Below are 20932 nucleotides of genomic sequence, written 5' to 3' on the forward strand. Positions count from 1 at the left end.
TTTTAGAATAATTTATGCCATAACCGCGATTTAAATAGCATTAGATTCTGTTTTCGTTCGTTGGTGTGTATTCGATTTTAATGCATGTTCATTCACTGGCAGAGCGTTGTGACCTCATCCTTCCGTCGGACATATCCCGCTAACCTGCTGACCATGCAGGTAATATACTGAGTGATGATATTTTTGCGGTTTTTTTACTCTATTCAGATTGTCGCTGAATTAATTTTGGGGATTAACTGGATAACCGCTGTGGTTATTTTAAATAAAATATGGACGTCGTGGTCTGAATATATTTATCACTCGCCATTAAAGGTGGTAATATATGGCTTCATATATTAAAGTACCCCGGTAGTATTGTCTTATATGTAATTTGGGAACGTTTAATAATTTATGTCTTTAATGTTACAGAAGTTGAATAATATCCGTTCACTGCGGGCGATGTCGCGTGAATTCTCCATTGACGTACTTGAAGAAATGCTGGAAAAACTCAGGGTCGTCACTGAAGAAAAACGGTCAGAGCAGCAGTCTGCCCTGCAACAGCAGGCGGAATACCAGGAAAAAATTAATACCTGGCTGGAATTGATGATTGCCGACGGTATTACACCTGATGAGCTGGTCACGCAGAATGCGGGCCCGTCGAAGGAGGCGAAAAAACGCCAGCCGCGTCCGGCAAAATACCGGTTTACCGATTTTTCCGGTGCGCAAAAAACCTGGACCGGCCAGGGACGTATGCCGAAGCCGATCGCTCGTGCGATTGAAGCCGGCGCGACGCTGGAAAGTTTTCTGATTTAAGCGTTAGCGAAAATGATATTCGGCAGGAGTTAAGGCTGCTGTCGGATAGCGAAAAAATAACGGTGGGGAATCCCACCGTGTGTATTAGCAAACGCCAAAATCACCTTCTTCTTTATAAGGTGTGACGTCTGCAGGCTTCAGAGTATATTTCTCACCCTGTTCATTACTGGCCTGTACGGCGACAATATGATCTTCACCGACGGCCACAATCTTGAGTTTTGGTCCGCCCATACGAGGCTGAACCAGATCACCTACTGAATACATCGTTTTTCTCCTCTGGCATGGATTAATGCCGCTGTTCGCTTTCACTTTAGCGTAGCTGAATATCAGCATACAACAGGCCTGATGCCGCAGGCGTCAGCGTCGGTTCCAGGGCATGATGGCCAACAGGCGCGCCATCCCGCAAAAACCGCTGATGCCGGCGAAGGTTAAGCCGGCGCCGACAAAAGCGCTCAGCAGGAAAAAGCCGCTACTGACGCCATAGCCCAGCGCCACGCCCAGCAGAATGAGCACTCCCGCGGCGATTTGCACCTGGCGCATTAACGGCAGCGGCTGGGTTTTATCCTCTTTGACGGGCAATCCTGCTGCTTTCCAGGCCTGAATACCGCCGGCCAGCAGTTTCACCTGTGCCGGAGCTGCCGCAGCCAGCAGACGAATGGCATTATTTTGTGTACGCGATCCCGCCTGACAATGAAAAATGACCGTTTCATCCGCGGCAGTGCGCAGCATTGCGCCGTTATTCAGGGCAGCCAGCGGCACCAGCTCGGCATCGGGGATGTGTTCGCGGGCGTATTCATCGGCATCGCGAATATCGATTAATCTGGCCCCTTGCGCGATTTGCGCCCGGGCCTCTTCAGGAGAAAGGGTGACGATAGTCATGACGGCTCCTTATGGGCAATAAATGGTCTTCAGCGTGGTAATGATTTGCTGAACCGCAGGGTGGGTGATGAAGTAGTGGATACGTTGCGCCTCGCGCTCACTGCCGATCAGGCCTTCATCGCGCATGCGCGCCAGATGCTGAGAGGTGGCCGAAGGGCTCAGGCCGGTGATCTGCGCCAGTTCGCCTGCGCTGGCGCGCGGCGTCTCGCACAGCATGCACAGAATCATCAGCCGGTTCGGATTGCTCATGGCTTTCAACAGGGCGGCGGCTTCCCCGGCGCTGGACTGCAGCTGTTCTGGTGTATTCATGTATTTTAGTCTTTTCTAAATTTAGATAAGTCTAAAATAAAAAACGGCGCGGTACCAGCGCAGAAAATGCCGTCGCGGTCAGGACGCTTGCGTCAGTCGGATAAGCTGTTCTGTGGCCTGGGCGATGCCAGCATCGCGGCCGTGAGGCTGGATATCCAGACCTTCGGCATAGATAAATGTCACTTCGCTGATGCCCATCAGACCCAGTACCGAACGGAGATAAGGGGTTACGGCATCGGTATCCTGCCCGCAATGTACGCCTCCGCGGGAGCTGATCACCACCGCGCGTACACCCTCGACCAACCCCTGAGGCCAGCTGTCGGTGTAGCGGAAGGTTTCGCGGGCCCTGGCGACCAGATCAAACCATTTTTTCAGATCGGTAGGGACGTTGAGATTATACATGGGGGCGCCGATCACCAGCAGATCGCTGGTTTTCAGCTCATCAATCAGCCTATCCGATAGCGCGACGCCCCGCTGGATCGCCGGAGTCGGATCCTGGGCGCCGCGCAGGGCGGCAAACAGCGGCCGATCGAGGGCCGGCAGCGCCATGGTCGTCAGATCGCGTTCTGTCACGCTATCCTGCTGGCCAGACGCTTTGCGCATCTGCATATAGTCATCTATTAACCGGTTGGTCAGCGATGCCTGACCGTTGATGCTGGATTTCAAAAGTAAAACCTGACTCATGGGACGTGGCCTCTGGTTATCGTGGTTACGCAAAGGCTAACACTGTCTTTTTGGCGCCAGTAGTGACATTATTTTTCTTAATTGTATCCTTTCAGGAACCAATCTTATGAACACCGACCTGAGCGGTATTCCGGTTTTTGTCGCCGTCGTGGAGTGCGGTAACTTTGCTAAGGCGGCGGAGAGGCTGCACGTGACCCGCTCGGCGGTCGGTAAAACGATCGCTCGTCTCGAGGCGCGGTTGGGGGCGGCGCTTTTCCAGCGAACGACCCGCAGTCAGACCCTGACGGAAGAGGGGGAGCTGTTCTACCTGCAATGTCGTCAGGCGCTGGACAGTATTCGCGAGGCGGAGGATGAAATCCATCGCGGCAAAATGCGGGTGCAAGGGCGGCTGCGGATCAGCCTGCCGGTGCTGTTTGGCCAACGCTGCGTATCCCCGATTCTCTTTTCTCTCAGCCAGCGCTATCCGCAGCTAAAACTCGCGCTCTCTTTCAGCGACCGCCAGGTTAATCTTTTTGAAGAGGGATTCGATCTGGCGATTCGTATTGGCACGCTGGCAGATTCCACCTTCCTGAAAGCTCGTCACCTCGGCCACCATGGCATGGTACTTTGCGCCTCGCCCGCCTATTTACAGGCGCATCCGCAACCATCGACTCTCCCTGAACTGGCCGGACACCAGACCATCGGTTACCTGCGCGGCGGGCAGCTTCAGAAATGGCGGCTGTACGATCCGCAAAGCGGTCCCGTGGCCTGGCAGCCGCAGGCGCAACTGGTGATGGATGATTTTACGGCGATAGCGGCGGCGGCGGTGAGCGGGCTGGGCATTGCCTGGATTCCGGACTGGCTGGCTGCCCAGGAGGTTGAACAGGGGCGGCTGCGCTGTATTCTGCCGCAAAGCGCCAGCGTCACCTTCGCGATCTCCGCCGTCTGGCCCGAGGCGCCGTGGGTGCCGCAGAAGATCCGGGTCACCATCGATGCGCTGCTCGCCGGATTGCCCCAGGCGATCCGCCAGACCGGAGGCCACCCATAAAACGCATCATCTCTTCGGCGTGGGGTTAAGCGTAACTTAAGAGAGAATCGCGATAATGACAGTAATATGACTGGCATGGACCCTCGCAATGAATGTACTCGAAACGGTTAACCAAAGCGCTTTTCTGGCGCTGAATGCTCAGCCGGGAACGTCGGAGAGCCTTCTGGCGCTAGCCCGCTTCTGCGCAAGCGGAATGATCTTTATCGTTCCGGCTATTCTGATCGGTCTGTGGTTTTTAGGCGGCCGCCAGGGGCACCGGCAGGCGCTGTTTTGCACGCTGAATATTCTGATGGCGCTTGCGTTGGGCTATCTCTGCGGCTCGCTGTGGTTCCACCCCCGGCCGTTTATGATGCCGCTGGGCCATACCTGGATCAGCCATCCGGCGGATAATGGCTTCCCGAGCGATCACGGCCTGGTGATGTTCAGCGCGGCATTTGCGCTGCTTTCGCTGCGTCTACGCAGCCTCGGGCTGTTTGTCCTGCTCGCATCGCTGCCGGTGGCCTGGTCACGCATTTTCCTCGGGGTCCATTTTCCGCTGGATATGGCCGGCGCAGCGGCGGTGGCGGCGGTTGCCGTCTGGGTGAGCAAAGGGGTCTGGCAGGCCTTTGGGCCGGCAATGGTGCGGATTTGTGAAGCCATCAGCCAGCGCATGTTTTCCTGGCTGCCGGCCCGTTTTACGCCGTAGCTAAGGTTTAGTTTCTTGTCCGCGCGGCGCGCCGGTAGAGCGTGCTGCGCGCGACTCCCAGAGCCTGCGCCGCTTTACTGACATTACCGTTATACGTCGACAGCGTGTCGGCAATCAGCTGGGCATCGTGCTGCTGCAATCCGCGCGACGGAGCCGGAGCCGGGGCCGACCGGTACTCCGCCGGTAAATCCTCCACCTCCAGTTGCTCTCCTTCATCAGCCAGCGCCAGCAGCACCTTCAGCAGGCTTTGTAGCTGGCGCACGTTGCCCGGCCAGGGAAGGGTGGCGAGATGGGTCAGGAGCGCAGGCGAGAGCTCTACGTGTCGCGCTTCGGCACCGAGGGTTTGCCATAGCTGCTGAAGAAACGCCGGCAGCTGTGGCCACTCCCGCAGCGGCGGAATCGTGAGGGCGAATTCGCGCAGGCGATAGAGCAGGTCCTCGCGAAACGTACCGTCGGCAACATGCTGCATCAGGTTACGGTGGGTGGCGCAAATAAGCGCAAAGCTGACCGGAGCGCTCTGACTGGCGCCGAGCGGCGTAACCTCTTTTTCCTGTAGCACCCGCAGCAGCCGGGTCTGAAGCAGCATCGGCATATCGCCAATCTCATCGAGAAACAGCACGCCGCCATCCGCCTCGCGAATTTTACCGATATAGCCATTCTTACTGGCGCCGGTAAAGGCGCCAGGCTGGTAGCCAAACAGCTCCGATTCAATCAGCGATTCGGGGATCGCCGCGCAGTTGATAGCCACGAATTTACCGTGGCGCCAGCGGCTGTGCTGGTGAAGCGTGCGGCTGACAAACTCTTTGCCGCATCCGGTTTCGCCTTCAATACACAGGGCAATGCCGGCATTCAGCAGACGCACCATCTTCTCCCCCTCACGCTGACTGGCGAAAGGCAGCTCGATGGCCGGCAGCGTCGGCGCGGGGGCCGGAGCCGGTACCGCAACGTGGGTTCGGGTTGGCGCGCGCAGGCGGTAGTAATAGGTTTGTCGCTGGTGGGTCAGCGGCAGCGGAACATTCACCGCCGTTTGCGCCAGCTGAGGAAACAGCTGCTGAAAGGTGATATGGCCGAGTTGTCCGCTATCCAGACCCAGATCGCGCATCGCCAGGCGGTTGCCGGCGGTCAGCACGTTATCGGAAAAGACCAGAAGCAGCTCTTCAACGCTGTCGAGTTTGTGGGGGTGAAGGTGCAGGCTCATCAGCCACTGCTGCGGATGGAGACTCTGTTTTACCCACAGATATTCAATCTGCTTCGCGGCCTCTTTTACCCACGCCAGCGTGTGGGGGTGCGGGAAGTGGGCCGGGCCGGAAATATCCAGCACCCCGGCAATTTTTCCGTCCGGACTCTGAACCGGCATCGCGGCGCAATAGAGATCCTGATTGCGGGTAAGGAAGTGCTGGCGACCGTCGATTTCACAGCTGTCGTCAATGGCCAGCGCGGTACCGATGGCGTTGGTACCGCGCCCGCTCTCGCTCCACAGATTTCCCGGAGCCAGCGCGAAGCTTTGTGCTTTCTGCATGGCGTGCATGTTACCGAAGGTTTGCAGCACCAGACCGCTGGCGTCAGAGAGGATCACCACCGACTGGAGATCGCTCACTTTTCGCGACAGGGTGTTCACCACCGGCTGGGTCAGCTGCTGTAAGCGGGCATGGCTGGCCAGCGCATCCGCCAGTTCGCCGGAACCCAGGCGCGGGAAATCATCCGTCGCGGGATCCAGGCCGTACTGCTGGCTACGAAACCAGGAATCGCTGAGCAACGGGCTGGTTTTTACCTCGGGATCGAGAGTAAACGAATTACCTTGCACGGAGCACCTCGGGGTCGGATGGATGATGTTGCAATATTGTAGCTTTATGGTTTCTCATGTGTTGCGATTTGCGACACATAAGCAAAATTACGTCTCCATGCGATACAGGATTACATCTTATGGTATTGAATTGTTTAGCTATTTATTCCTTCAATAAATCTGGCATAACCTCTGCATAAGCTTCTGTGCAGCAGGCAACAGCAAAAAACCAATACGCCGCTGCGCCTCAACCCTACAGAAGGAGATTGCAATGCGTTATGCACATCCTGGCACCCTGGGCGCCTTAGTTTCATTCAAGTCCGCATACGGTAACTATATTGACGGTCAATTTGTCGAACCACTCGGCGGCGAATACTTTATGAATACCTCCCCCGTGGACGGGAGTGACATTGCACAATTTCCCCGCTCCGATGCCAAAGATATCGACTTTGCTCTTGATGCCGCACACCGCGCCGCGGAAGCCTGGGGGAAAACATCGGTACAGCATCGTTCCAACCTGCTGCTTCAGGTCGCCGATCGGATTCAGGAGAACCTGGAATATCTGGCGATTGCTGAAAGCTGGGACAATGGTAAACCGGTGCGCGAAACGCTGAATGCCGATCTGCCGTTGGCGGTCGATCACTTCCGCTATTTTGCCGGCTGTCTGCGGGCACAGGAGGGGAGTACTGCGGAAATTGATGAAACCACCGTGGCCTATCACTTCCATGAACCGCTGGGCGTAGTCGGGCAAATTATTCCGTGGAACTTTCCGCTGCTGATGGCGGCCTGGAAGCTGGCGCCGGCGCTGGCGGCCGGGAACTGTGTGGTGCTCAAGCCGGCAGAGCAGACGCCGCTGAGCATCACGCTGCTGCTGGAAATTATTGGCGACCTCTTCCCGCCGGGCGTCCTGAACGTGGTGCAGGGCTTCGGTAAAGAGGCCGGTGAAGCGCTGGCAACCAGCAAGCGTATTGCCAAAATTGCCTTTACCGGCTCAACGCCCGTCGGACGGCATATTCTGGCCTGCGCGGCGGAGAACATTATTCCCGCCACCGTTGAGCTGGGCGGCAAGTCGCCAAATATCTATTTTGCCGATGTGATGGACGGAGAAGAAGAGTTTATCGAGAAGGCGGTGGAGGGGCTGGTGCTGGGCTTCTTCAACCAGGGCGAAGTATGTACCTGCCCATCGCGCGCCCTGATCCATGAATCCATCTACGAGCCGTTTATGGAGCGAGTGATGGCGAAGGTGGCCCAGATTCGCCGCGGCGATCCCTTTGATACCGACACCATGATCGGAGCACAGGCATCACGCCAGCAGTTCGATAAGATCCTGTCGTACATTAAGATTGCCCGCGAAGAGGGGGGGCAGATCCTGACCGGCGGAGAACGCGCCAGTATTACGGCTGAACTGGATAATGGTTACTACATTCAGCCAACCCTGATTAAGGGGCGCAATGATATGCGCAGCTTCCAGGAAGAGATTTTTGGCCCGGTCATCGGCGTCACGACCTTCAAAGATGAGGCAGAAGCGCTGGAAATAGCCAACCAGACTCAGTTTGGGCTCGGCGCCGGCGTCTGGACCCGCGACAGCAATCTGGCGTACCGAATGGGGCGTGGGATTAAAGCCGGTCGTGTCTGGACCAACTGTTATCACGTCTACCCGGCCCATGCCGCGTTTGGCGGCTATAAACAGTCAGGCGTCGGTCGTGAAACTCATAAAATGGCCCTTGATGCTTATCAACAGACGAAAAACCTGCTGGTGAGCTACGGTACCGCGCCGTTAGGACTGTTTTAATTGCCGGTCTGAATATCTGACCTGCTGCGGGGGGCTCAAACCCGTCACCGGTATCTGAGGTGACGGGTTTTTTTATGCCGTCGGCTGTCCCACTGGTCGGCAATCCTTGTCACGTCTTTTAAAAACGGCGATCCGCGCCTTTGCATGATGTTTATTAAATCGATAAATATGAAATTTATTCAACTTATTCTTTCATTTGAAATATGCCACCGTGAGAAAACAAGGACAGGTATTTATTAGTGTTATTATGATTTCGGGGGTGACAAAATAAATAACATGACCCCGACTAAGAATATTCCTAATTCTGGGTTTATGCCTTGCGCCTGCACAGAAAAAATCTCACCAGAATAGCGCGGTTTTTATTAAATTTGTTAATTAATAAGTGGCGTTGTTGTGCGTTATTGTTATGATGTTTGGTTTTTTGGGTTTGATAATTAACAATTCAGGCAAAAATGATGAATTACATTTTAAATGTAAAATAAAACGTTATTTCATTAACATAACAAATTATTGTTTTTTATTTTTATCAGGAATAACATTTCTTCCAGTGTTAAATGTTTTGCTATGTCCCTCCGTTTAAGAATTATTTCACGAACGTGTTGAAATAAATTAAATGGAAGGTCCTGCTGTGCATTTAATATCCTGCAGAGGGAACGCGATTATTTTTAACATGGACAATCTGCAAGCAGAACCACTCAGGTCATCACCGCCCTGGGCGCGATCTGTTATAAATATATGTTAGAAATGAGATAAATAATGAAGACACAATTTCGTATTATGGCAATGATTGTCGGTGCTCTGGTGTCCGGCGTAGTATTAGCATCACCGTCACAACCCGCGCGTTCCGCATTGTCCGTTAACCCTGGTGCCAGCACAGGGACGCAAAGCACGGGCGGCCAGATCGAATTCTCCGGTTCAATTACCGATACCTCCTGCGATATTGATAGCAACAGCGCCAGCCAGGTAATCGATTTGGGCAAATGGGCAAGCAACTTCTTTACTGGCGCAGGTTCTGAGACCACGAAAACCGCCTTCCACATTAAAGTGAAAGATTGTCCAGCCTCCGTCACCAAAGTGGCGGTGCTGTTTGACGGCACCCGAGATAGTAACAACAGCAATCTGCTGGCGGTTAACGGTGGCGCCCAGGGCGTAGCCATTAAGCTGTATGAGGATGACCGCGCCACGCCGATTAACCTCGGAACGGTATCACGTGACCAGACGGTACTTGCGGGTGCCGGCGGAGCCAGCACCGGGACCGCGGATCTGGAGTTTTTTGCCGATTATATCTCCACCAGCGCGGTTTCCGCCGGGGCGGCAAACGGCACGGCAAACTTCAATATGGTTTACAACTAACACATCAATGAGCAGGTTTACCTGCTCATTATTATGCATTTACTGGATAGTTTCTTTTTTATTCGTTGTTTTCCAGACGCTTATCTGATGGTTGTGATTATGAAAAACATGCTGGCCGGTATCGCGGCTGCCTTTTTATTGTTAGCCGCTGCGGCCCAGGCCGGTATTATTATGGGCGGCACCCGGGTTATATATCAGGAAGGAAAACGTGAAGCCTCTATTTCAGTGAGCAATGCGGATCCGCATTCCCCCTATCTGGTGCAGTCGTGGGTAGAAAACTATGTGGAAAAAGAGCAGGGACCAGTCCCTTTTATTGTCACGCCGCCGCTGTTTCGTCTCGACCCGGATCAAGAAAACGTATTGCGAATTAATTTCATTGGCGCCGATCTTCCTCGCGATCGCGAATCCGTTTATTGGCTGAATGTAAAAAGCATAGCCCCGACGCAAAAAGGGGATGTGAATAAACTCCAGGTCAATATTAAATCTAAATTCAAGATTTTTTATCGACCGAATAGCCTTGCCGGGGATCCGATGAAAGCCTGGCAGCAATTAACCTTTAAAGTGGAGGGTAATCGACTGGTGGCGCACAACCCAACGCCTTATTTTGTCTCCTTTTTCTCCCTCTCGGTGGGCGGTAAAGAGATAGATGAACCCGGCATGATTGGACCGTTAACCCGCAAAGAGTGGCCGGTTAACGGTGCAGGGACGATTAGGTGGCGCGCCATTAATGATTTTGGCGGTATTACGGATAGCGCGCAGCAGTAATCCTTGCGCTTTGCATTGCCAGGTCAGCGATTGTGAAAAAAAAGTCCCCTGTAATTCTTCACGGCTATTCCGTGATGGCGACCCCGTTCGGGGATTCCCGATTGATCGCAAGCCTGCCGCCGCTGCTCTGTTTATTGTGTCAGAGCGCCCGGGTATCGGCGGATGATTACTTCGATCCGGCCGCCTTAGAGTTTGCCAGCCCGCAGCAAAAAATGGCGGACTTGCACTATTTTGCTAAATCCGGTGGCCAACAGCCCGGGGTTTATTCGGTCAACATCTGGGTGAACAACCAGGACGCCGGTCAGGGGGCCATCACCTTTGTGGAGGAAAATGGGGCACTGCAGCCGGTTTTAACCGTCGCGCAACTGGCCGAATTGGGTGTGAACGTCAGCGCCTTTACCGCATTTAACACGCTGCATGACGGTGAAACTTTCACCCGGATTGAACACTATATTCCCGATGCCAGCAGCCGCTTTGATTTCGCCAGCCAGCGTCTGAATATGCGTATTCCTCAGGCAGCGATGAACACGCAAAGCCGCGGCTATGTCGATCCGGTGCGCTGGGATGACGGGATCCCGGCGGCGTTTGTTAATTACAATTTGACCGGAGCGCAAACTCGCCAGTCTGATACCCGCACCCAGTCAAGCTATCTGAATTTACGCAGCGGGGCGAACCTGGGGCCCTGGCGCTTACGCAATATTTCGGCGATGCAGTACGATCGGCAGTATCGCTGGCATTCCCAAACCACCTGGTTGCAGCGAGATGTGAAATCACTCAACAGCCTGCTGCGGATTGGCGATACCTTCACAACCGGCGATGTATTCGATAGCGTGCCATTTCGCGGCGTACAGCTGATGTCTGACGATGAAATGCTGCCCGACAGCCAGCGGGGTTTTGCGCCAGTGATTCGCGGTATGGCGCACAGCAATGCCAAAGTAACGGTCTCGCAGCACGGCTACGTTATCTATGAAACCTTCGTCTCGCCGGGGGCCTTTGCCATCAAAGACCTCTACCCGACGGCACAAAGTGGCGATCTGGATGTGCAGGTGAAAGAGAGCGACGGGTCGGTTCGGATGTTTACCCAGCCTTATTCCGCCGTGCCGTTTATGCTCCGGGAGGGGCGAAGCAAATTCAGCCTTAGCGGCGGGCGCTATCACGCCGGTCAGCGTCAGGTTCGATCGCCGGAATTTGTGCAGGGAACGTTCTTTTATGGATTACCTGCGGCGTTGACTTTATACGGCGGTACTCAGCTGGCGCAGAATTATCAGGCCTGGGCGTTGGGGGCCGGGCGGGGATTTGGTGAGCTGGGATCGCTGGGCGGCGACGTCACCTGGGCCAGCACTACCGCTCCTTCCAGCACGCGCTCCGTGGGGCAGTCGTTTCGCGTGCAGTATCAGAAAGATTTTGTCCGGACCGGCACCTCTTTTAGCCTCGCCAGCTATCGTTACTCGTCGAGCGGCTATGACGACTTTAGCGAGGCCAATGCGCTCGAAAGCCCGGACGGACAGCTTGATCACAAACGTAGCCGGGAAGAGCTCTCCGTTGCCCAGGCGGTTGGTTCTCTCAGTAGTCTGGCCATTTCTGCTTACTCGCAGAACTACTGGCACAGCAGCGGCCACGATGAAACGGTGCACCTGGGGTTCTATAGCGCCTGGAAAGGGATCGCGTGGGGAGTGGGCTATTACTACACGCAATCTGCCGCTCATGATCAAGCGGACAGCGCCTGGTCATTTAACCTCAATATTCCGCTGGGTGGCCCGCTGGCGGACAGCTCCCTGAGTTACAGCACGACCTCCGATAACAATGGGCACACTTCGCAGCAGGTTTCGATGTATGGCTCGGTGCCACATCGTCCTCATCTCTATTATTCCGTTCAGCAGGGGTACGCTAATGCCGGACAGGGGAGCAACAGTAGTGCCGCTCTGGATTACCACGGTGGATACGGCAGCGCCCAGCTGGGTTATCGCCATGACCGCGTAAGTCACCAGCTGACCTGGGGAGCCGCCGGCTCGCTCGTGGCGCATCCCTACGGCGTGACATTAGGCCAACCGGTTGGCGACAGCTTTGCTATCGTTCGGGCGCCCGGCGCGGCGAATGTGGCCATTCAGAACGGGAGCAATATCCACACCGATGGGCGGGGCTATGCCGTGGTGCCGACCTTAACGGTGTACCGAAAAAATACCCTGACCCTGGATACTGAATCGATGACCAACGACACCGATGTCGATCTACAAGGGCAAACCGTGATTCCCGGCGGCGGCGCGATAGTCCTAGCGAACTACCGGACCCATATCGGTAATCGCGTGCTGTTTACCCTCCACGACAGGAATGGGGCGATTCCGTTTGGTGCCAGCGTACATTTGCACCCCGAAGGGGACGACACCGGGGCGGCAGCGGGAGGCATGGTGGCCGATAGCGGCCAGGTGTACCTCAGTGGGATACCGGAAGAGGGTACGCTCGACGCGGACTGGGTCGATAACAACATTTCGCGGAAATGCTCGCTACATTTTCATCTTTCCGACCGTCAGCAGCAGAATGCGGTGAAAACTGCGGCGGGTCTTTGTTTGTAAACCGAGGAGAAAAGCCATGTATTACGGCTTTCGTTTAGTCGCGTTGCTGTGCCTGTTATTGTCGGCAATCTATAGTCAACCCGGATGGGCCGAGAGCTGCGGCGGTCGCGTAGGGCAGATGACGATTAACGTGCCGAACATTCGCTATTTGCCGACGCTACGCGCCGATACGCAGATGACCAACGCAATGGCCGATAGCGGCGGCGGTATTCACTTCGTCTGCGATCTGCAGCTGCCCGGCGCCAGCTGGAAACGTATTGTGTACCGGCAGAGCAACACGGCCGGCTCGCCGCGAATCATTAACGGCCAGCATGTTTATGCCTCCGCGCTCAGCGGGATGGGCTATTCGTTGGGCTTTCAGTGCGGCGGCGGTCCTGTTCACTATATTGACGGCAGCAATGCACCCGCTGGAAGTGAATCCGTGACGGTTTGCGAGAGTTCACAGCTGTCAACGCTGCTTGCCCAGCGGGAGGTGGTGGTGAAGGCGTATATCACCTTTTATAAAACCGGCGATGTCGCGTTGGTCAGCGGCAACCACGCCAGCGTCCCGGGGCTGCCGCAGGTAGGAAATTTATACATCGAGGAGCAGGACAGCAGCCGCACCTCCCGAACGGCCAGCGCGCCGGTGAGTATCGACCTCGCTGCGCTCAACGTGGATATCGGCGCCAGCGGTAGCTGTCAGGTGGCTCGCCCGACGATTAACGTTAATCTGGGTACGGTCAATAAAGCGGAATTCAAAGGCAAAAGCACCGCCGCCGGGGTGGCGCAGACCTTCAGCATCCCGGTCTCTTGCACCACGCCCACCGATATCCGTATTGGTTTTTTTGGCGTGACCGCCGATCCCGGCGTCAGCGATACCCTGGCGCTGGAAAAAGTCGACGGGGCCGCGAGCGGTGTAGGAATCGAGCTAAGCTATGGCAACAATCCCGCGCCGGCGCCCTCTGCGGGAACGCCGGTGAAAATCAACGAATCCAGCAACCTGCCGGTTCTTAAGCATATCGCGGGCGGGAACGCCGCCGCGGCCGAAAGCATCAACTTCACCGCCCGATACGTGCAAACGGGAGATGTCGTGACGCCCGGACGGGCTAACGGTCTGGCGACCTTCGCGCTCGAATACAACTAGAGGGCCTTCCCGGCGTTGAGCGGCTGGCCGATTAGCGCTTCCGCCTGCCAGCAACGGGCCGCGGTCCCGTTACCCGACGGGCGTAGCGGCTGCGGTTTCTCGCAGCCCGCGCCGGCGAACGGACAGCGATCGCGGAAGTAGCAGCCCTCGGGCAGATGGCGATTGCCGGGTAATTCCGTGTTGCGCGGCGCTTCGCCCAGCGCTGAGCCGATACGCGGTACCGAATCCATCAATAGCCGGGTATAGGGATGGGCCGGGTTATCGAGGACCTGACGCGCCTCGCCCATCTCAACGATTTGTCCGAGATACATCACGGCGACGCGATCGCTCATATGGCGCACTACGGACACGTTATGCGAAATCAGGACATAGGTCAGGTTCTGCTGTTTTTGCAGCTCGACCAGCAGGTTGAGGATCTGCGCCTGTACCGAAATATCCAGCGCCGAGGTCGGTTCATCCAGCACGATAATATCCGGCTTTGCCGACAGCGCGCGGGCAATGGCAATGCGCTGGCGCTGGCCGCCGGAAAACTCGTGCGGCAGGCGGTCGAGATACTCCGGGCGGATACCTACCTGCAACGCCAGCTGCTCAGCCAGAAGGCGTCGGGCCTGTTCACTGGGGCGCGACTGGATCCACACCGGCTCGGTGATAGTGCGCCAGACCGGTAGCCGTGGATCCAGTGAGGAGAGCGGATCCTGAAACACCATCTGCATACGCCCGCTGCCGGACGTCGTCGCGCGCTCAAACTGGCCGTGAGAGGGCTTAAGCATGCCCATCAGCAGCTTTGCAAGGGTACTTTTCCCGCAGCCGGACTCGCCGACGATACCTAAGGTTTCACCGCGATACGCCGTGATATCCAGCCCGTTTAGCGCATATACCCGTTCGACGACTTTGCCGCGCCAGTTCTTACGCGCCGGGAAGTTAAGATGAACATCGTTCAGTTTCAGCAGCATCTCAGACATGCGTTTTCTCCCGTTGAGGGTACCAGCAGGCCGCCTGCTGCCCGGTCTGTTCTATCGGGCGGAGCACCGGCGTGATGCCGCAGCCCTCGCCGGCGGCAAAGCAGCGTTCGCGAAAGGCGCAGCCGCCCGGTAATCGCGCCAGATTCGGCACCGTGCCGGGAATTGAGCGCAGCAGCGAACGCGGCTCGCCGTTATCCGGGGCGCTGTCGAGCAGGCCGACGGAGTAGGGATGCAGAGGCTGATGCAGCACCTGCTGTGTTAATCCGCTTTCAATCACCGCGCCGGCATACATGACGTACAGCCGATCGCAGATCTGTGAAACCACCGCCATATCGTGGCTGATAAACAGCACCGCGGTGCCCGTGGCCAGCGCTTTCTGTTTTAGCAGGCGCAGCACCTGGCGCTGAACGGTCACGTCCAGCGCGGTGGTCGGTTCATCGGCAATCAGCAGGTCGGGCTCGCAGGAAAAGGCGATGGCGATCATCACCCGCTGGCGCATCCCGCCGGAGAGTTCGAAGGGGTAACGCTCCATCACCCGCTGCGGATCGGCGATCTGCATATCCGCCAGCAGCGCCACCGCCCTGGCGCGCGCCTCGCGGGCAGAAAGGGGACGATGCTGACGAATAACGTCGACCATCTGCTTGCCGATTCGCCGCGTTGGATTCAGGGCGGTCATCGGCTCCTGAAAAATCATCGCCACCCGACGGCCGCGGATATCGCGCATCTCTTGCTCTGAAGCCTTGAGAATATCGTTTCCCATCAGCGTCACCTGACCGCTGTGAATCTGATAGCTTGCCGGCGGCAGCAGACGCATCGCCAGCATGGCGGTGACGGATTTGCCGGAGCCCGATTCCCCCACTACGCCGACGATTTCGCCGCGGTCAATATGCATCGAGACCGCGTTCAGTACATGTACTTCCCCCTGGTAGACGGGGAAGCTCAAACGGACGTTGTCGATTGTCAGAACCCGATTACTCATGCGTTGCGTCCTCCGGACTTCGGATCCAGTAAATCCTGGATCCCGTCCCCAAACAGATTAAAACCGACGGCGGTGATCAGGATCGCCGCTCCCGGGAAGGCGCAGTACCACCACTGATCGAGGACGTAGTTGCGACCGTTTGCCACCATCGCGCCCCACTCAGCGGTAGGCTGTTGCGCGCCGAGGCCGATAAAGCCCAGCGTCGCCGCCATCAAAATGGCGCTGCCGATATCCAGCGATGCCTGCACCACCAGCGGCGGCAGGGCGTTGCGTAAAATATGCCAGCTGATCTGGTGCCAGCGGGAGGCGCCGAAGGTTACCGAAGCTTCGACGAAGCTGTGCTGGCGCACCACCAGCGTCTGTCCCCGCGCCAGACGGACATAAAACGGAATACGCACAATAGCGATCGCCAGCATGGCGTTGAATAAGCTTGGGCCTAACGCGGCGGCCAGCGCCATCGTCAGCACCAGCGAAGGGATCGACAGCATGATATCCATCAGCCGCATGATCAGCGCATCGCTGCGTCCGCCGAGCACGCCGGAAAGGCAGCCCAGCAGCGAACCGCTGATCCCGGCGATCAGCACCACCGCCAGGCCGGCGGCGATCGATTGCTGGCTACCGATCAGCACCCGACTGAACAGATCGCGACCGACCTCGTCGGTACCGAACCAGTGGGACAGCGACGGCGCCTGCAGACGGGCGGTGAGATCGATTGCGTTGGGATCGTGCGGTACCAGCCACGGCGAGAAGATCATCAAAAACAGCATGATCAACATAATGGCGCCGCCGATCAGCGTCAGCGGGCTTTTGCGTATCAGCCACAGACGGCGCTTCCACACGGTGTTGCGGCGGGTTTTTTCGATAGCGCCGGGGCGTTCCTGGGTCATCATCACTTAGTTTTCTCCCCGACCCATGCGCGGGTCTATCCATAAATAGAGCAGGTCGACGAGCAGATTGACCAGCACGTAAGCAAAGGACACCACCACGGCAAAGCCCATCACCGCCGGGAAATCGAGCGCCTGAATAGAGGAGACGACGTAGGCGCCCATTCCGGGCCAGGCAAAGACGGTTTCGGTCAGCACCGCGCCGTACAGCAGATCGCCCAGCGCCAGCCCCAGCACCGTGACTGAGGGAATCAGCGCGTTAGGCAGCGCATAGCGCATCACGATGGTCCATTTTGGCAGGCCGCTGGCCAGCGCCGTGCGGATATAATCTTCACTCAGCTGCTCCAGCATGGCGGAGCGAATTTGCCGGGCGACAATCCCCAGGTGGACGAAGGCCAGCGTGGTTGCCGGCAGAATCAGATGCTGCAGCGCGTTAAAGAACACGTCGATGTTGCCTTCCAGCAGCGAATCGATCAGATAAAAGCCGGTCACGCGGGTGGGCGGGTCAAACCAGTCGTCAAGGCGCCCGCTGCCGGGCAGCCAGTCCAGTTTGCCGTAAAACAGGACAATCACTCCCAGCCCCAGCCAGAACGCCGGGGTCGAGATTCCGGTCAGCGCCATCAGGCGAACCAGGTGATCGGTCCAGCGATTGCGATATACCGCCGAAAGTACCCCCAGCGGAATGCCGACCACCAGCGCGATAAACAGGGCGCAGATCGCCAGTTCGAGCGTGGCCGGGAAAAAGGTCTTTAAATCTTCCAGCACCGGACGCCCGGTACGGATGGAAGTCCCCAGATCGCCGTGCAGCAGGGCGTTGACATAATGGAAAAACTGCTGCCATAACGGCAAATCCAGCCCCAGCTGCTGGCGGATATGGCGGACGATTTCGTCGCTCGCGCGATCGCCTGCCAGCAGCCGCGCCGGATCGCCGGGAATGAGGTGCGAAATAATAAAGGTGATCACGCAGACGCCGGCGACGACGAGGACCAGCCCCCAACTGCGTTGTCGAATTAAACCCCAGAAACTCATGATGACGCCCTCTGCCGGGCCCGCGACGGCCCGGCATCACAAGGTTAAGATGCGCTATTTGTGCATATCGGCAATATTGAAAATCTGCTCAAGCATCGGGTTGAAGACGAAGCCCTTGACCTCTTTATTCATCGCCACCTGGTAGTTCTTCTGGAACAGATAGACGTAGGCGGCCTCATCGATAACGGTTTTCTGCGCCGCCTGATAATCCCGGGTGCGTTCTGTCTGGTCGGTAGTGGCGACGGCCTGTTTGAGCAGCGCGTCAACCTGCGGGTTGGCATAGAACGAACGGTTGCCCGGCAGCCCTTTTTTATCTGACTCGAACCAGTAGTTCATGAACATATAGGGGTCGGCGAAATCCGGGCTCCAGTTGCCGATAGCGATATCGTAATCCCCTTTACCAATGCGCTCGCGCATGGTGGCGTTAGCCAGTTTTTCCAGCTTCACCTGGATGCCGAGGGTTTGCAGATTTGCCTGGGTGGAGAGCGCAATCGGCTCCCAGTTCGGGTCGTTATCGGAGTAGAGGAACGACAGGGTTTTTGGCTTATCGGCGACGTTGGCCAGCGCGGCTTTGGCTTTATCCATATCAAGGGAATACTGCATCGCGCTCGGGTCAAAGCCCCACATACCGTCGGGGATTGGGCCGCGCATCTGTTTGCCGTTGCCGCCGAGAATGCCGCTGACCATCCCTTGATAATCGGTGGCCCAGGAGACGGCGCGGCGTAAATCGACCTGATTCATCGGCGCTTTGCTGTTGTTGAGATACAGGTAGGTCACGCGTAGCGCCGGATAGTCATACACCGCCACGCTATCCTGCTTCTTCAGGGCCGCAAACTGGTCGACCGGCAGCGCATCGGCAATATCCAGATCGCCCTTGGTCAGCTGCAGACGGCGGGCGGCGCTTTCACCAATAATCTTCACCGTCACGCGTTTAAAGGTCGGCTTCGTGCCGCTGAAGTGCGGGTTGGGCACCAGCACCAGCTGCTGGCCTTTCTGCCAGCGCTGCAGCATATAGGCTCCCGAGCCGGCGGTGTGTTCCGCCAGCCAGGCGCGGGCGTCATCGGCGGCGTTGGCCTTCAGGACCGCCGGGTTGACGATCGACGCGCCATCATTGGCCAGGGTGTGGAGGAACGGAGCGAACGAGTCCGGCAGGATGAAGCGCACCGTGGCGGGATCCACGGTCTCAATTTTCAGCCCGCTCGGGAAGGCTTCCGAAGGACCTTGCTTAATGCGCATCAGGCGTTCGAAAGAGAGTTTTACCGCTTCGGCGGTGACCGGCGTGCCGTCGTCAAACTGCATGTTTTTGTGCAGTGAAAAGGTCCAGGTTTTACCGTCATCAGAGACCTGCCAGCTTTCGGCCAGGTCGCCCTCGACGTCCGTTGAGCCTTTCCCGTCCTGGGTTTTGTATTTGACCAGCCGCTGATAGGCCGGGTAGGTGACCGTCCAGTCGTTATTATCAATAGTGACGGCCGGGTCGAGCGTCTGCGGATCGGCGGCTTTACCGATGACCAGCATATCTTTGGGCACGGCAGCATAAGCCGGGGCGATAGCCGCTGCCAGCGCAACGGCCAACAGCAGCGGGCGAAAACCGGTAAAAGAGGTGCGACTCATATTCATGGAATGACTCCGTCAGTGTGAGCGGGGGACAGGCAGGCGAAAACATCGTCAAGGAGCGGATAACCGGCCGCATCCGGTAATTCGAAGTGCCACCATTCCGTGGAAATACCCTTAAAGCCGCCGCCAAACATAATGGCGTTCAATAGCAGACGGTTACGTTGGGCGGCCTGGGGAACCGCCGGGTGATAAGGGTGAGAGAGATCGTCCATCTCATCGAAGGCGGTGCCCATATCCAGCGGCTGGCCGTTTTCGTCGATTAACGTCACATCAATAGCGGTACCGCGGCTGTGGTTCGAACCCAGCGCAATCGGCACCACGTAGTCCTGGTTCGGACAGGCGTTCCACAGCAACTGCTGCGCCTGCTGCGGACGATAGGCATCGAGAACCTGCAGATTCAGGCCCGCCAGCTGTGCGATGCGCAGGGATCTCTCCAGCGCCGCCGCCGCATCCGGGTGCAGCAGGCAGCGGGCTTCGGCATAGATGGGCTGGCCGGTAATGTTATCGGCGCTGGCGTACTTGAGATCGATAGCCAGCGCCGGAAAGCGCGCGCGGATATCGACCAGAGTGACTTGCTGATTCATCTGTTGTTTCCTGTCCTGGAGCCTGACGAGCAGGCGCTTATTCACGTTCAAATTGACCAAATTCCTGCTGCAGCGCCCGGTTTTCGGCCAGCCGGCGCGACAGCGTCGGGCCGAGTTGCTCGACGACCGCGGAGAGCAGCAGGTTGAAAAGACAGCTGATTGGGGCGAGGGAATCCCAAAAATGACCGGTATCGGTTTTGACCTGCAGCAGATCGACCGGATAGTCGCGGGCCCACGGACACCAGATATCGGTGACCAGCGCGGTGGCAATGCGCCGCTCGGCGGCAACCCGACAGAACTGGCGGGCGGTACTGGAGTAGGCGCGGGTATCCGTCAGGATGATGTAAGGGTGTGCGTATTCGGAGTTCAGCGACTCCAGCCAGCTACCGGAACTGCCGTCGGCATAGGTCACGCGCGGGCGCAGGTATTCGAGATGGCTAAAAAAGCTGTTGGCGATGCCTCGCGTGGACTGGATCCCGAGCACAATCACCGTATCGGCCTGGGCGATCCGCGTGCTGACCCGGGCGAAGGTCTCTTCCTGCGCCAGCTGATAAACATAGCGGATCGCATCCAGCTCCATCTGCAGCGACAGGCTGGCGCGATCGGGCTGGGTTTGCTGCTGCGCCCAGGAGTCGAGGCGGTCGATGACGCCCCAGTGTTTATAGGGCGCCGGGGTATGATCTTTCAGACCGTTTTTGACGTCGTCGAGGTTGCGATAGCCGAGTTTGCGCAGGCAGCGGCCGACGGTGATCCCGCTGGTACCGGTCGCCAGCGCAATGCTATCGGCCGTTTCATAGGGAATATGTTCCCGATGGCTCAGTAGCCAGCTGCCGATGCGTTTTTCACTTGGCGTCAGCTGACTAAATATCGACTCGATGGTGCGAAACAGCCTGGAGTTATCGTTCATACCCGCCTCTCAATGAGATTTCTCTCTCATGAACCCGCATTGTGTTACTCAACTAACAAAGCACGATGCATGCCATCTGTTCCGAAAACCGTTTTTTGCGGTATCACTGGGAAAATGCGCGAGGCAGGCGAACAAAGAGCGTATATTTTCGCCAGAATATGCACAAAGAAAGTGCAACGTTTCCTGGTTGTGCATCACAAAAATAAAACAT

20 protein-coding genes are annotated in these 20932 nt (G+C 57.0%); 8 read left to right on the top strand and 12 right to left on the bottom strand.

The annotated features are described in order from the left end of the window. The first annotated feature begins 390 nt into the window (after positions 1–390). On the top strand, positions 391–792 hold the full coding sequence (gene stpA / locus Q1L34_RS05550) for a DNA-binding protein StpA (protein WP_004866755.1): 402 nt from the start codon (positions 391–393) through the stop codon (positions 790–792). An 84-nt stretch (positions 793–876) separates the two neighbouring features. On the opposite strand, the gene Q1L34_RS05555 is transcribed toward stpA, so the two are convergent. The 4 genes from Q1L34_RS05555 to Q1L34_RS05570 all read right to left on the bottom strand — a co-directional run bounded on the left by Q1L34_RS05555 (position 877) and on the right by Q1L34_RS05570 (position 2664). Next, positions 877–1056 carry a hypothetical protein gene (locus tag Q1L34_RS05555; RefSeq protein ID WP_015585895.1) on the bottom strand — a complete coding sequence of 60 codons (180 nt, stop codon included), beginning with the start codon at positions 1054–1056 and terminating at the stop codon, positions 877–879. A gap of 93 nt (positions 1057–1149) precedes the next feature. Further along, positions 1150–1671, bottom strand: coding sequence for a rhodanese family protein (locus tag Q1L34_RS05560; RefSeq protein WP_004866749.1), 522 nt, complete (start codon positions 1669–1671; stop codon positions 1150–1152). Between the two features lie 9 nt (positions 1672–1680). Beyond that, the gene (locus tag Q1L34_RS05565; protein ID WP_004866746.1) at positions 1681–1980 is read right to left on the bottom strand and encodes an ArsR/SmtB family transcription factor; all 300 of its coding nucleotides are present in this window, start codon (positions 1978–1980) and stop codon (positions 1681–1683) included. Positions 1981–2058: 78 nt separating this feature from the next. Continuing rightward, a complete protein-coding gene (locus tag Q1L34_RS05570) occupies positions 2059–2664 on the bottom strand; it encodes an FMN-dependent NADH-azoreductase (protein ID WP_004866743.1) in 606 nt (201 codons plus the stop codon). A gap of 106 nt (positions 2665–2770) precedes the next feature. Between Q1L34_RS05570 and Q1L34_RS05575 the strand changes: the two genes are divergently transcribed. Both Q1L34_RS05575 and Q1L34_RS05580 read left to right on the top strand, forming a co-directional pair. After that, on the top strand, positions 2771–3691 hold the full coding sequence (locus tag Q1L34_RS05575) for a LysR family transcriptional regulator (protein WP_327204389.1): 921 nt from the start codon (positions 2771–2773) through the stop codon (positions 3689–3691). A gap of 88 nt (positions 3692–3779) precedes the next feature. Further along, entirely contained in the window at positions 3780–4376 is a 597-nt protein-coding gene (locus Q1L34_RS05580) for an undecaprenyl-diphosphatase (RefSeq protein WP_048025127.1), read from the top strand. A gap of 7 nt (positions 4377–4383) precedes the next feature. Here the strand turns inward: Q1L34_RS05580 and Q1L34_RS05585 are convergent, their stop codons facing one another. After that, positions 4384–6180 carry a sigma-54-dependent Fis family transcriptional regulator gene (locus tag Q1L34_RS05585; protein WP_015585898.1) on the bottom strand — a complete coding sequence of 599 codons (1797 nt, stop codon included), beginning with the start codon at positions 6178–6180 and terminating at the stop codon, positions 4384–4386. 250 nt (positions 6181–6430) lie between these two features. On the opposite strand from Q1L34_RS05585, the gene exaC reads away from it, so the two are divergent. The 5 genes from exaC (at position 6431) to Q1L34_RS05610 (ending at position 13762) form a co-directional block, all read left to right on the top strand. Then, a complete protein-coding gene (gene exaC / locus Q1L34_RS05590) occupies positions 6431–7951 on the top strand; it encodes an acetaldehyde dehydrogenase ExaC (protein ID WP_327204390.1) in 1521 nt (506 codons plus the stop codon). A 756-nt stretch (positions 7952–8707) separates the two neighbouring features. Continuing rightward, the gene (locus Q1L34_RS05595) at positions 8708–9304 is read left to right on the top strand and encodes a fimbrial protein (RefSeq protein ID WP_004866728.1); all 597 of its coding nucleotides are present in this window, start codon (positions 8708–8710) and stop codon (positions 9302–9304) included. 96 nt (positions 9305–9400) lie between these two features. Continuing rightward, positions 9401–10069 (top strand): fimbrial biogenesis chaperone, encoded by a 669-nt coding sequence (locus Q1L34_RS05600; protein ID WP_369974012.1) that lies wholly within the window; start codon positions 9401–9403, stop codon positions 10067–10069. A 74-nt stretch (positions 10070–10143) separates the two neighbouring features. After that, positions 10144–12639, top strand: coding sequence for a fimbria/pilus outer membrane usher protein (locus Q1L34_RS05605; RefSeq protein WP_327204573.1), 2496 nt, complete (start codon positions 10144–10146; stop codon positions 12637–12639). A gap of 16 nt (positions 12640–12655) precedes the next feature. Then, positions 12656–13762 (top strand): fimbrial protein, encoded by a 1107-nt coding sequence (locus Q1L34_RS05610; RefSeq protein WP_249086762.1) that lies wholly within the window; start codon positions 12656–12658, stop codon positions 13760–13762. Here the strand turns inward: Q1L34_RS05610 and Q1L34_RS05615 are convergent. From Q1L34_RS05615 to Q1L34_RS05645, 7 genes are read right to left on the bottom strand one after another with little or no spacing between them, the layout of a single operon-like run. Continuing rightward, a complete protein-coding gene (locus Q1L34_RS05615) occupies positions 13759–14724 on the bottom strand; it encodes an oligopeptide/dipeptide ABC transporter ATP-binding protein (RefSeq protein ID WP_004866718.1) in 966 nt (321 codons plus the stop codon). The two genes, Q1L34_RS05610 and Q1L34_RS05615, sit on opposite strands and share 4 nt — an antisense overlap. Continuing rightward, on the bottom strand, positions 14717–15703 hold the full coding sequence (locus tag Q1L34_RS05620; RefSeq protein ID WP_004866715.1) for an ABC transporter ATP-binding protein: 987 nt from the start codon (positions 15701–15703) through the stop codon (positions 14717–14719). Before Q1L34_RS05620 ends, Q1L34_RS05615 begins: the two co-directional genes overlap by 8 nt. Beyond that, positions 15700–16596 carry a D,D-dipeptide ABC transporter permease gene (ddpC, locus tag Q1L34_RS05625; RefSeq protein ID WP_327204391.1) on the bottom strand — a complete coding sequence of 299 codons (897 nt, stop codon included), beginning with the start codon at positions 16594–16596 and terminating at the stop codon, positions 15700–15702. Before ddpC ends, Q1L34_RS05620 begins: the two co-directional genes overlap by 4 nt. Beyond that, complete coding sequence (locus Q1L34_RS05630; RefSeq protein ID WP_004866710.1) at positions 16597–17616, bottom strand: ABC transporter permease; 1020 nt, start codon at positions 17614–17616, stop codon at positions 16597–16599. It abuts the gene before it with no gap. 54 nt (positions 17617–17670) lie between these two features. Beyond that, positions 17671–19227, bottom strand: coding sequence for an ABC transporter substrate-binding protein (locus tag Q1L34_RS05635; protein ID WP_434064501.1), 1557 nt, complete (start codon positions 19225–19227; stop codon positions 17671–17673). 2 nt (positions 19228–19229) lie between these two features. Next, the gene (gene ddpX / locus Q1L34_RS05640) at positions 19230–19814 is read right to left on the bottom strand and encodes a D-alanyl-D-alanine dipeptidase (RefSeq protein ID WP_004866705.1); all 585 of its coding nucleotides are present in this window, start codon (positions 19812–19814) and stop codon (positions 19230–19232) included. Between the two features lie 37 nt (positions 19815–19851). Continuing rightward, the gene (locus Q1L34_RS05645; RefSeq protein WP_004866702.1) at positions 19852–20721 is read right to left on the bottom strand and encodes a MurR/RpiR family transcriptional regulator; all 870 of its coding nucleotides are present in this window, start codon (positions 20719–20721) and stop codon (positions 19852–19854) included. Positions 20722–20932 lie beyond the last annotated feature (211 nt).

Origin of the sequence: Klebsiella ornithinolytica, assembly GCF_030505655.1 — a bacterium.
Taxonomy (GTDB): Bacteria; Pseudomonadota; Gammaproteobacteria; order Enterobacterales; family Enterobacteriaceae; genus Klebsiella; species Klebsiella ornithinolytica.

Bases quoted from the DNA above. Each gene is read 5' to 3' on its own strand.
- stpA (WP_004866755.1), top strand. From the start codon at position 391: ATGTCTTTAATGTTACAGAAGTTGAATAATATCCGTTCACTGCGGGCG.
- Q1L34_RS05555 (WP_015585895.1), bottom strand. From the start codon at position 1,056: ATGTATTCAGTAGGTGATCTGGTTCAGCCTCGTATGGGCGGACCAAAA.
- Q1L34_RS05560 (WP_004866749.1), bottom strand. From the start codon at position 1,671: ATGACTATCGTCACCCTTTCTCCTGAAGAGGCCCGGGCGCAAATCGCG.
- Q1L34_RS05565 (WP_004866746.1), bottom strand. From the start codon at position 1,980: ATGAATACACCAGAACAGCTGCAGTCCAGCGCCGGGGAAGCCGCCGCC.
- Q1L34_RS05570 (WP_004866743.1), bottom strand. From the start codon at position 2,664: ATGAGTCAGGTTTTACTTTTGAAATCCAGCATCAACGGTCAGGCATCG.
- Q1L34_RS05575 (WP_327204389.1), top strand. From the start codon at position 2,771: ATGAACACCGACCTGAGCGGTATTCCGGTTTTTGTCGCCGTCGTGGAG.
- Q1L34_RS05580 (WP_048025127.1), top strand. From the start codon at position 3,780: ATGAATGTACTCGAAACGGTTAACCAAAGCGCTTTTCTGGCGCTGAAT.
- exaC (WP_327204390.1), top strand. From the start codon at position 6,431: ATGCGTTATGCACATCCTGGCACCCTGGGCGCCTTAGTTTCATTCAAG.
- Q1L34_RS05595 (WP_004866728.1), top strand. From the start codon at position 8,708: ATGAAGACACAATTTCGTATTATGGCAATGATTGTCGGTGCTCTGGTG.
- Q1L34_RS05605 (WP_327204573.1), top strand. From the start codon at position 10,144: ATGGCGACCCCGTTCGGGGATTCCCGATTGATCGCAAGCCTGCCGCCG.
- Q1L34_RS05610 (WP_249086762.1), top strand. From the start codon at position 12,656: ATGTATTACGGCTTTCGTTTAGTCGCGTTGCTGTGCCTGTTATTGTCG.
- Q1L34_RS05615 (WP_004866718.1), bottom strand. From the start codon at position 14,724: ATGTCTGAGATGCTGCTGAAACTGAACGATGTTCATCTTAACTTCCCG.
- Q1L34_RS05620 (WP_004866715.1), bottom strand. From the start codon at position 15,703: ATGAGTAATCGGGTTCTGACAATCGACAACGTCCGTTTGAGCTTCCCC.
- Q1L34_RS05630 (WP_004866710.1), bottom strand. From the start codon at position 17,616: ATGAGTTTCTGGGGTTTAATTCGACAACGCAGTTGGGGGCTGGTCCTC.
- Q1L34_RS05635 (WP_434064501.1), bottom strand. From the start codon at position 19,227: ATGAGTCGCACCTCTTTTACCGGTTTTCGCCCGCTGCTGTTGGCCGTT.
- ddpX (WP_004866705.1), bottom strand. From the start codon at position 19,814: ATGAATCAGCAAGTCACTCTGGTCGATATCCGCGCGCGCTTTCCGGCG.
- Q1L34_RS05645 (WP_004866702.1), bottom strand. From the start codon at position 20,721: ATGAACGATAACTCCAGGCTGTTTCGCACCATCGAGTCGATATTTAGT.